The organism is Sulfitobacter sp. HI0129 (assembly GCF_001635395.1).
In the GTDB taxonomy this organism is placed as follows: Bacteria; Pseudomonadota; Alphaproteobacteria; order Rhodobacterales; family Rhodobacteraceae; genus Sulfitobacter.
In genome coordinates this window covers 1-9743 of the sequence record NZ_LWGH01000841.1, presented here as the reverse complement: position 1 = coordinate 9743, position 9743 = coordinate 1, and the positions used below count along the sequence as shown (strand labels likewise).

Annotated in this window: 11 protein-coding genes; 3 read left to right on the top strand and 8 right to left on the bottom strand. The window is 62.4% G+C overall.

Features of this window, described 5'->3' with window-relative positions:
- Positions 1-271 precede the first annotated feature (271 nt).
- Positions 272-541, top strand: coding sequence for a 30S ribosomal protein S15 (rpsO, locus tag A3764_RS19820; protein WP_067919442.1), 270 nt, complete (start codon positions 272-274; stop codon positions 539-541).
- Positions 542-635: 94 nt separating this feature from the next.
- Here the strand turns inward: rpsO and A3764_RS19815 are convergent, their stop codons facing one another.
- From A3764_RS19815 to A3764_RS19805, 3 genes are read right to left on the bottom strand one after another with little or no spacing between them, the layout of a single operon-like run.
- Complete coding sequence (locus A3764_RS19815) at positions 636-1532, bottom strand: cation diffusion facilitator family transporter (RefSeq protein WP_067919440.1); 897 nt, start codon at positions 1530-1532, stop codon at positions 636-638.
- Between the two features lie 51 nt (positions 1533-1583).
- Entirely contained in the window at positions 1584-2192 is a 609-nt protein-coding gene (locus A3764_RS19810) for a 2-hydroxychromene-2-carboxylate isomerase (protein ID WP_067919438.1), read from the bottom strand.
- A 7-nt stretch (positions 2193-2199) separates the two neighbouring features.
- Positions 2200-2934: an SDR family oxidoreductase gene (locus A3764_RS19805; protein WP_067919436.1), complete on the bottom strand. Its 735-nt coding sequence runs from the start codon at positions 2932-2934 to the stop codon at positions 2200-2202.
- A 266-nt stretch (positions 2935-3200) separates the two neighbouring features.
- On the opposite strand from A3764_RS19805, the gene pnp reads away from it, so the two are divergent.
- Positions 3201-5336: a polyribonucleotide nucleotidyltransferase gene (gene pnp, locus A3764_RS19800; RefSeq protein WP_067919434.1), complete on the top strand. Its 2136-nt coding sequence runs from the start codon at positions 3201-3203 to the stop codon at positions 5334-5336.
- An 83-nt stretch (positions 5337-5419) separates the two neighbouring features.
- Here the strand turns inward: pnp and A3764_RS19795 are convergent, their stop codons facing one another.
- The 4 genes from A3764_RS19795 to A3764_RS19780 are packed head-to-tail and all read right to left on the bottom strand — an operon-like array spanning position 5420 to position 7900.
- The gene (locus A3764_RS19795; protein WP_067919432.1) at positions 5420-5929 is read right to left on the bottom strand and encodes a DUF6505 family protein; all 510 of its coding nucleotides are present in this window, start codon (positions 5927-5929) and stop codon (positions 5420-5422) included.
- Entirely contained in the window at positions 5926-6639 is a 714-nt protein-coding gene (locus tag A3764_RS19790; protein WP_067919430.1) for a biotin/lipoate--protein ligase family protein, read from the bottom strand. Before A3764_RS19790 ends, A3764_RS19795 begins: the two co-directional genes overlap by 4 nt.
- The gene (gene apbC, locus A3764_RS19785) at positions 6636-7703 is read right to left on the bottom strand and encodes an iron-sulfur cluster carrier protein ApbC (protein ID WP_067919428.1); all 1068 of its coding nucleotides are present in this window, start codon (positions 7701-7703) and stop codon (positions 6636-6638) included. Before apbC ends, A3764_RS19790 begins: the two co-directional genes overlap by 4 nt.
- Positions 7700-7900, bottom strand: coding sequence for a DUF6494 family protein (locus A3764_RS19780; protein WP_067919426.1), 201 nt, complete (start codon positions 7898-7900; stop codon positions 7700-7702). Before A3764_RS19780 ends, apbC begins: the two co-directional genes overlap by 4 nt.
- 68 nt (positions 7901-7968) lie before the next feature.
- Here A3764_RS19780 and A3764_RS19775 point away from each other — a divergent pair, with 68 nt between their 5' ends.
- A complete protein-coding gene (locus tag A3764_RS19775) occupies positions 7969-8694 on the top strand; it encodes a hypothetical protein (protein WP_067919425.1) in 726 nt (241 codons plus the stop codon).
- On the opposite strand, the gene A3764_RS19770 is transcribed toward A3764_RS19775, so the two are convergent.
- Positions 8688-9743 (bottom strand): 4Fe-4S binding protein (locus A3764_RS19770; RefSeq protein ID WP_201722476.1); only part of this gene is annotated, 1056 nt, incomplete at its 5' end. The two genes, A3764_RS19775 and A3764_RS19770, sit on opposite strands and share 7 nt — an antisense overlap.

The following is a 9743-nucleotide window of genomic DNA, read 5'->3' as shown; positions in this document are numbered from 1 at the left end:
TATCTACGCCGATGACCGGCTGGTGGCGCGGATCACCGGGGATCACGATCTGGGCCCGCCGGACCTTGCACTGATGCCGCGTTCATCCGCCGCCGCGGTGAGCATCCTTCCGGGTGATGCAGATCGCGTTCAATAACCCTTTGCCAAGCCCGCCGATCTTTCCTATACGCCCACATCTCCGGTCGAATCCTTGGCCGGTGACCTCCACGGGCCTGAGCTGGACGACATCCCGGCCTGCGCCATTCATCAACCCTTTGCAAAGGAGACCCCGATGTCGATCACAGCCGAAGAAAAAGCACGCGTGATGAAGGAATACGGCACGAAGGAAGGCGACACCGGTTCGCCCGAAGTTCAGGTTGCCATCCTCAGCTCGCGCATCGCCACGCTGACCGAGCATTTCAAGACCCACAAGAAGGACAACCACGGCCGCCGTGGTCTTCTGAAGATGGTCGCGACCCGCCGCAAGCTTCTCGACTACGTGAAGAACAAGGACGAAGACCGCTATCAGGACCTGATCAAGCGTCTGGGCCTGCGCCGCTAAGCTGCAGAACGTCCGACAGCGAAAACCTTGGGGCCGCGCCATTCATTGGGGCGGCCTTTTTCTTTATGCCGCTCCGGTCGTCCAACTGGCTGGTTCAATGCGTTTCGACCGTTGAATGTTCGATACCGAACCGCTCCTGCAGAAGCTTTTTCACCGCGTTTTTCACTGCTGCAGGATCTGCCCCCTCCCCCACGGTGACTTCCATCGTCACCATCGGTCGTTCCTGCGTCACCGACCACGCATGCACATGGCCCACCGCCTGAACCCCGGGAACCTCCCGCGTCAGGGCCGCCACGACGTCGCGCCGGTCGAACCCCTGTGGCGCCCCTTCGAGCAGAATATGGCCGCTTTCGCGGACCACGGCCAAGGCGGAGCGCAGGATGATCAGGACGACGAGGACCGACAGGATCGGGTCGATCGGGGTCCAGCCGGTGTAGATGATGACAAGCGACGCGAGCAGCGCCGCGATGGAGCCGAAAAGGTCCCCCGCCACATGCAGCGCGGCCGCGCGGACGTTCAGGTTCTCGTCCTCCCCCCGGGTGAGGACCCAGAACGCCACCAAATTGACCACGAGACCGCCCAAAGCGACCCAGAGCATGAGGCCGCCCAGAATTTCGTGCTCCTCGCTTGCGAGCAGTCGCTGCACGGCCTCCCACGTGATCCAGATCGCGATAGCGAATAGCGACAGGCCATTGACCAGTGCGGCAAGTACGGAAAAGCGGTCGAAGCCATATGTCAGCCGCCAGTCAGCCGGTCGCCGGGCAAGTCGAAACGCCAGCCACGCGAGGACGAGAGAGGCAAAGTCGGTCAGCATGTGACCCGCATCGGCGATGAGCGCGAGCGAACCGGAGATGATACCGCCCGCCACCTCGGCCAACATAAATGCGCCCGTCAGGGCAGCGGCAATGGCGATCTTGCGTTCGTTCCGGGGGATGTGGCTATGGCCTGAATGGTCGTGGCCCGAATGATCTTGCTGGTCGTCGTTGCTCATACCCACCTCTTCGCTGTCCGCCACATTCTACATAGAGCGGACCAAACGAAGTCATCCGTCGGCGTTCAACATCTCTTCCACCTGATCCAGACGCTCCTTGCCGAAAACCATTTCCTCCCCGACGAAGAACGTGGGGCTGCCGAAGACACCGCGCTCCACCGCTTCTTCGGTATTGCTGACGAGCGCGGTCTTCACCGCCGGGTCCTGCGTCGCCTCCAACAAGGCGTTGCCATCGAATCCGGCATCGGTGAAGGCGCGGGCGAACACCTCCTTGTCGCTCATGTCCAGCCCGTCCTCCCACATGAACCGGAATCCCGCGTCCGCATATTCGGCGAGCGTGTCTTCGCGGTCCATCGCCACGGCCCCCCGCATCATGAGCAGCGTATTGACCGGGAAATGCGGGTTGAAGCTGAACTTGGTCAATCCGTGCTTCTCGATGAAGCGCTGCATTTCGAGGCGTTCGTATTCCATCTTCTTGGGCACATTGGCAAAGGCCATCATCGGTGGCTGGTTGCCGGTCGCCTTGAAGATCCCCCCTAGAAGGCAGGGCAGGTAGCGTATCGTCGCCCCGGTCCGTGCGGCCAGGTCGGGCAGCACCTTATGCACCAGATAGGCATTGGGGCTGCCGAAATCGAAGATGAATTCGAGTGTTCTTGACATAGGTTTCCTACCAGTTCTCTTTCCAAGGCCGCAGATCGAGTTCATGCGTCCAGGCGGATCGCGGCTGATTGTGCAGCATCACGTAGTTCTGCGCGATGTGGTCGGGATTGAGGATCGCGTCCTCCTCCCGCTTGCTGTCCACATCGGGCAGGTTCTCGCGGATGAAGTTTGAATCGATGGCCCCGTCGACAATCACATGGGCCACGTGGATATTTCGTGGCCCGAGTTCGCGGGCCATGGATTGTGCCAGCGCACGCAGGGCGTGTTTGGCCCCCGCGAAGGCGGAATATCCGGCACCCCCGCGCAGGCTGGCGGTGGCCCCGGTGAAGATGATCGTGCCGCGCCCGCGGGGCGCCATCACACGCGCTGCCTCCCGCCCGGTCAGGAAACCGGCGAAGGCGGCCATTTCCCAGACCTTACGATAGACCCGCGCCGTCGTTTCGGTGACGGAGAAGCGGACGTTGGCACCGATATTGAAGACGGTGACCTCCAGCGGGCCATGATCGGCCTCGATCCGGTCGACCAATGCGGTCATCGCGTCTTCGTCGCGGGCATCGGCGGGCATCGCAACGGCCCCGTGGCCCGCATCCCGTATGGACTGCGCCAGTGCTTCGAGCTTTTCCGCGTGCCGTTCCCTGCGCACAAGGCAGACCGTCAGCCCCTCCCGCGCGAAGGCCCGCGCAATGGCGGCTCCGGTATCGTCACCCGCCCCAACGATCAGACATGTTCCGCTTTTTTCCATTCAGCCCGCCCTCCCCGCTTTGTTGGCGTCACGCTAGCAACCCGCTTTGCGGAAGGCAAAACAATGTGTGGCCTCCCCAAACTTGCGACCTGAGCGGGGCGGAACGCGGCAAAAGGCCTCCCTTCCCATCGGGGCTGAAACACTGTATGCCCGCGCAATCTGAAATCCGGCGCCCGGACTCCAGCGCCCGACAAAGAAGATACCGGAGTCAGGGGGAATATGCCCCCTACGCAAATGGCCCGTGGGGCCGACACTAGGAAACGTAGATGTTCAACGTAACTACAAAATCGATGCAGTGGGGCGAAGAGACGCTCACACTCGAAACCGGCAAGGTGGCCCGTCAGGCGGACGGTTCGGTCATTGCCACGCTGGGCGAAACCAGCGTGATGGCCAACGTCACCTATGCACGGCAGCAAAAGCCGGGGCAGGACTTCTTTCCCCTGACCGTGCATTATCAGGAAAAATACTATGCCGCGGGCAAGGTGCCCGGTGGCTTCTTCAAGCGTGAGGCACGTCCGACCGAAAAGGAAACGCTGACCGCGCGCCTGATTGACCGCCCGATCCGCCCCCTTTTCGTCCCAGGCTTCAAGAACGAAGTGCTGGTGATGTGCACCGTGCTTTCGCATGATCTCGTCAACGATCCCGACATGGTCGCGATGATCGCCGCATCCGCCGCGCTGACGCTTTCGGGCGCACCCTTCATGGGTCCGATCGCGGGTTGCCGCGTCGGCTATGAGGATGGCGATTACATCCTGAACCCGACCGTGGACGACATGCAGGACCTGCGCCTGAACCCCGATCAACGTCTCGACCTCGTCGTTGCCGGCACCAAGGACGCCGTGATGATGGTGGAATCGGAAGCCTACGAGCTGACCGAAGAGGAAATGCTGGGGGCGGTGAAATTCGCGCATGAGCAGATCCAGCCGGTCATCGACCTGATCATCGATCTGGCCGAAGACGCAGCGAAAGAGCCGTTCGACTTCCAGCCCGTCGACTATTCCGAGCTCTACGAAGCCGTGAAGTCCGCCGGTGAGGACGAGATGCGCAAGGCATTCTCCATCGTCGACAAGCAGGAGCGCACCGCCGCCGTGGCTGCGGCACGTGAAAGCATCAAGGAAAAGCTGACGGATGAGCAGCTTGACGATGCGAACCTCGGCTCGGCGATGAAAAAGCTCGAAGCCTCCATTCTGCGCGGTGACGTGGTCAAGACCGGCAAGCGTATCGATGGCCGTAAGACCGACGAGATCCGCGATATCGTGGCCGAAACGGGAATCCTGCCCCGGACCCATGGTTCGGCGCTGTTTACACGCGGCGAAACGCAGGGTCTGGTCGTGACGACGCTGGGTACCGGCGATGACGAACAGTTCATCGACGCGCTGCACGGCAACTTCAAATCCAACTTCCTGCTGCACTACAACTTCCCCCCCTACTCGGTCGGTGAAGTCGGTCGCGTTGGTCCTCCGGGACGCCGCGAAGTGGGCCACGGCAAGCTGGCATGGCGCGCGCTTCAGGCGGTTCTGCCGGCGGCTACGGATTTCCCCTACACGATTCGCGTCGTGTCGGAGATCACCGAATCCAACGGCTCGTCCTCCATGGCTTCCGTCTGCGGCGGTTCGCTGTCGATGATGGACGCCGGTGTTCCGCTGAAGAACCCGGTCGCAGGTGTGGCGATGGGCCTGATCCTCGAAGATGACGGCTCCTACGCGATCCTGTCGGACATCCTGGGTGACGAAGACCACCTCGGCGATATGGACTTCAAGGTGGCCGGTACCGAAAACGGGATCACCTCGCTGCAGATGGACATCAAGGTCGCGGGCATTACGCCGGAGATCATGGAAAAGGCACTGGCTCAGGCCAAGGATGGCCGGATCCATATTCTGGGCGAAATGAACAAGGCGCTTTCGGGTGCTGCGGAATTCTCCATCCATGCGCCGCGCATCGAAACAATGCAGGTGCCCACCGACAAGATCCGCGAAGTTATCGGATCGGGCGGCAAGGTCATCCGCGAAATCGTCGAAGTGTCGGGCGCCAAGGTCGACATCAACGACGACGGGATCATCAAGATCGCATCGCCCAATGGCGAAGCCATCAAGAAGGCCTATGACATGATCCATTCGATCGTGGCAGAGCCCGAAGAAGGCGCCGTCTACACCGGCACTGTGGTGAAGATCGTCGATTTCGGTGCCTTCGTGAACTTCTTCGGCAAGCGTGACGGGCTGGTGCATGTCTCCCAGATCGAAAACCGCCGCCTGAACCACCCTTCGGACGTTCTGAAGGAAGGTCAGGAAGTGAAGGTCAAGCTGCTGGGCTTTGATGATCGCGGCAAGGTGCGTCTGTCGATGAAGGTCGTCGATCAGGAAACCGGCGAAGAGATCAAGAAAGAGGAAGCGGCGGAGAGCTGAGCCTCTCCCTCCTTTCCCAGACACAAGAAAGCCCCGGTGATTTCACCGGGGCTTTTCGTTTTGGGATGTAGGATAGCGGCAGGCTAGTGCGAGTGGCCGTGTCCGTCGTCATCCAGCGACCCGTGTACCGCGAATTGTTCGATACCCGCATCCTGCGGCTCGATGGAGCGGTAGCTTTCGCGCACACCGCCGTCGGTCAGTTCCCGGGTCACGGTGATCAACGTATTCGGCGATTGATCGCTGCAAAGCGCCATCATCTGGGAGACCTCCTCCTCGGCCACCGGGCGGGCCGCTTCGACCGAGGGGGCGCCGTAGATATCGACGAAATGATGCGCCAAACGGGTGACGATCGCATCCACCTCGAAAGGTTCCGCCTTTGTCACCGCGACGAAGGTCACACGGCCAAAGGTCTCCACCCCCAGCCAGCCATTCGTGAAAGCCTGGCGGGCCTTGCCGGTAAGGTCCGCTTCGGACCAGTTCGAAAACTCGAACCCGCCGGACACGCACCATTCGCCGGTCCGCGCTGGCACGTGAAAGACATTGCGGTCGCTTTCGTCGAAATGGATCGCACGTGCGAGGAAAAGATCGCTCATGAATCGGTCTCCAGAAGTCGGGTCATCGGTATGAGGTGTGAGGTGCCGTCCACGGCCCGCATCAGCAGGCCGAAATCTTCGTCAACGCCGAGGTATTTGCCGTGCAGGTCGCCCTGCCGGACCTCTTTGTCAGCGTGCCATGCCAGCCCGGACCATTCTCGGTGCAAGGGGCCCGCCCCTTCGTCTGCCCAGCGGTTGATCCAGACGAGCGTGTGGCGCGCCCATGATTCCAGCAAGGTTAGCGTATCGACATCACCGCATCCCTCACCATAGAGCGATGTTTCATCCGGGGTCTCACCCGGGGCATCGTTCACGGGCAGAACCGTCAGTTCGAATCCGACCACCAGCCAGTCCGGCACATCCTTTGGGTCTTGCGTAGAGGCGGCGGCACGCATGCGCCCGCAAAGCGCCCCGTTCAAGCGAAGGCCGCCATCCCAATCCAGATGCATCCCGACCTCGGGCGGCGAAAGCGCACCGATCGCGTTCTGAAGGCCGACCGCACAGAGCGGCAGCATCGCGACGGCCCGGGAAAGCGGCACTTCGGGCGCGAACACGATGGCGGCACGCAGCGCGCCGCCTTCCATGTCGTGCACGATCAGACCCGCATCGCAGCCCCCGCGCGCCTGATCCCGCGCCAGCCGGAACGGATCCTCGCCGGGCGGGGCCGCCAACCCGGCAAGGAGCGGCGGAAAGGATGGCGACTCCGTCATGCCTTGCCGTCTGCGATCAGCCGCTTCGCCACGCCACGGAAGGCCTGCGCCTGCGCACTGTCTGGTTTGGACACGACGATAGGCGTACCCCCGTCCGCGGCAACGCGGATGTCCAGATGCAGCGGAATTTCGGCCAAGAGGGGCACCCCGAGTTTTGCCGCCTCGGCAGCGACGCCACCGTGGCCAAAGACGTGTTCCTCGTGTCCGCAGTTGGAACAGATATGCGTGGACATGTTCTCGATCATCCCAATGATCGGCGTCTTGAGTTGCTTGAACATATCGATCCCCTTGCGGGCATCAAGCAGCGCCACGTCCTGCGGGGTCGAAACGATGACCGCCCCGTCCACATGCGCCTTTTGCGCCAGCGTCATCTGAACGTCGCCGGTTCCGGGCGGCAGGTCCACGATGAGCACGTCGAGCGCGCCCCACTGCACCTGATTCATCATCTGCTGAAGCGCGCCCATCAGCATCGGCCCGCGCCAGACGACCGCCTGATCGTCATTCGTCATCAGACCGATTGACATCATGGTGACGCCGTAGTTCCGCATGGGCAGGATCGTCTTGCCATCGGGCGATGCCGGGCGGCCGGAAACACCCAGCATGCGCGGCTGGCTGGGGCCGTAGACATCGGCATCCAGCAAGCCGACGCGGCGGCCTTCCGCGGCCAGCGCACAGGCGAGGTTCGCCGCCACGGTGGATTTGCCGACGCCCCCCTTGCCCGACGCGATGGCGAGGATACGGTCCACCCCGGGTATCCGTTCCGGCCCCGCCGGTTCAGAGCGGCGGCCCGGTTTCAGATCCGGCGGCGGCGCCTGCTTGGAATGCGCCGTCAACACGGCAGAGACCGAAGCCACGCCCTCCAGCGCCTGAACGGCGGCATCCGCCTGTTCCCGGACCGCGCCGTAGGCTTCGGAACGCGCCGGGTCGATTTCCAGCACGAAGCGCACGGCGCCATCCTGCACGGTCAGCGCCCGGACCAGTCCGGCCTCTACAATATCGGTTTTGGATACGGGGTCTTCGATGGCCTTCAACGTGGCCAAAACGGTTTCACGGGTGACGGTCACGTGTCGGGCTGCCCCTGAATCTTGCCGGTCACGACATGTTCGAGGTCCAGTTCCTCGATCGTCAGGACGACTTTCGCCTGAAATGTCCGCCCGCCGGTATCACCGGCATCGCGCATCGCTTCCTCGATCGCCTGCTGGGATGTCACCCCAACCTGCTTGAGAAATTTGCGCATCGACATATTGAAATCTTCGCTCATCGGCTTCTCCTTTGAATCATTGACCGCACGGTCAGGCCCCCCCTATCGTGGCACAAGGAGAGACCCCGTTGAAACGTCTGTTGTCCTGTCTGATCGCCCTTTGCATCGCCGGTTCCGCCACCGCACAGGACAAGGCATTCGCGCTTGCCGTGCCTCCGGTTTTGCAGCGGACTGGATTGCTCGATCATATCCTGCCCCGATTTTCCCTGAAGACAGGCATCACCGTTACGCTGGATCATGGCGCCGTGGCCTATCTGGGCGATACGGGCACCCCCGTCTTCAGCCAGCCGGACCGGGTCTGGCATCTGTCCGAAAGCGACGACCCGGAGGTCGAGCGGTTCAGGGAGTGGCTGCTTTCGACCGTTGGCCAAAGCGCCATCGAAAGCTACGAAGCGAGCGGCAAGCCGCGTTTTTCTGCCGTTGCGGCGGCCCCCGAAACGGTGGAAAGGGCGGCGCTGACCGGGGATGCACTGGCCGGAAAGCGCCTGAGCCTCGCACTGTGCGGGCGATGCCACGTCGTCGCGGACGAAAACCGGATGCAAGCCATCGGCTCCTCGCCCTCCTTCGCGCTGATGCGCACCTTTACGGATTGGCGGGAACGCTTCGAAATCTTCTATGTGCTGCGCCCGCATGCACCGTTCACCCGCATCGCCGGCGTGACGGAACCTTTCGACCCCGCCCGCCCGACGCATATCGAACCCGTGGATGTCACGCTCGACGAACTGGACGCGATCATCGCCTACACCGCTACCTTGCCGCCAGCCGATCTGGGCGCCCCCATTCAATTTCAGTGATCCCTGCGCTTGCCGAAGTAATCTTCCGTCGTACGCACCCGCGGGCGCTCCTTGCCCTGGAACGGATTATCCGTGGAATGGTACTGCGCGTTGATCCGGCAGTTGTCGCACATCTGGATCATCTTCGCGGCCTGAGGGTTCGCAAACATCGAATGCTTACCGGCGAGCTTTTCCGTGATCTTGTCGATCGTTGATTTCACGCCGAAGAGGGTGCCGCATTCTATGCAGGCGAACGGTTCCTCTTCGTTCAGCACCACCTGGTTGAAGGCCGTGTCATCAAGGTTGAGCCGGGGCTCCAGCGTGATCGCCGCTTCGGGGCAGATGTTGGCGCAAAGCCCGCATTGCAGGCAGGCGTCTTCCTGAAAGCGCAGCTGTGGCATGTCCGGGTTATCGACCAACGCCCCCGAGGGGCAGAGAGAGACGCAGGACAGGCAGAGCGTACAGGCATCCTTGTCGACCAATACGGCGCCGTAGGGCGCGTTTTCGGGCAGCGGCAACATATGTTCGCCGGGGTTGAGCGATTTACCCGCCAACCGCGCGACCTGCCGCCGTGTACCGATGGGCAGGATCGCCGGAATGAACGGTCCTTCGACCGGTTCATGGCTCAGGGCCTCTTCGAGTTCATCCGGACTATCGAGATCGAGCAGGCGGATCGGGCGCTCGCCCGAGATCGCTTCGGCGAGCGTGACCTGTGCCGACAGGGCGTCGCGTTCACTGCGGGGGGACAGCAGCACATCCACCGCGGCGAACCCGCTCGCCAGCGCCGCGAGCATTTCGGCATGGCCGAAGACGGAAAGAGATTCGACCGAGAAGGGCACGACATCGACGGGCAGGCCACTGCCGTAGCGCGCGTGAAGGGCGATCATCTCGGCCCCGTGGTCCTGATCGTGGACGAGCAATCGGGGGGTCGTTCCCCCCGCCTTGCGATAGGTCTCCGCAAGGGTGTTCAACCGGCGGAACAGTGCGTCCACCGGCGGTGCATCGTAGGTAATGGCGCCGGAGGGGCAGGCCGCGGAACAGGCACCGCATCCGGCGCAGATCAGCGGATC

Excerpts from the sequence above, each read along its gene's own strand:
- rpsO (WP_067919442.1), top strand. The coding sequence starts at position 272 with ATGTCGATCACAGCCGAAGAAAAAGCACGCGTGATGAAGGAATACGGC.
- A3764_RS19815 (WP_067919440.1), bottom strand. The coding sequence starts at position 1,532 with ATGAGCAACGACGACCAGCAAGATCATTCGGGCCACGACCATTCAGGC.
- A3764_RS19810 (WP_067919438.1), bottom strand. The coding sequence starts at position 2,192 with ATGTCAAGAACACTCGAATTCATCTTCGATTTCGGCAGCCCCAATGCC.
- A3764_RS19805 (WP_067919436.1), bottom strand. The coding sequence starts at position 2,934 with ATGGAAAAAAGCGGAACATGTCTGATCGTTGGGGCGGGTGACGATACC.
- pnp (WP_067919434.1), top strand. The coding sequence starts at position 3,201 with ATGTTCAACGTAACTACAAAATCGATGCAGTGGGGCGAAGAGACGCTC.
- A3764_RS19795 (WP_067919432.1), bottom strand. The coding sequence starts at position 5,929 with ATGAGCGATCTTTTCCTCGCACGTGCGATCCATTTCGACGAAAGCGAC.
- A3764_RS19790 (WP_067919430.1), bottom strand. The coding sequence starts at position 6,639 with ATGACGGAGTCGCCATCCTTTCCGCCGCTCCTTGCCGGGTTGGCGGCC.
- A3764_RS19780 (WP_067919426.1), bottom strand. The coding sequence starts at position 7,900 with ATGAGCGAAGATTTCAATATGTCGATGCGCAAATTTCTCAAGCAGGTT.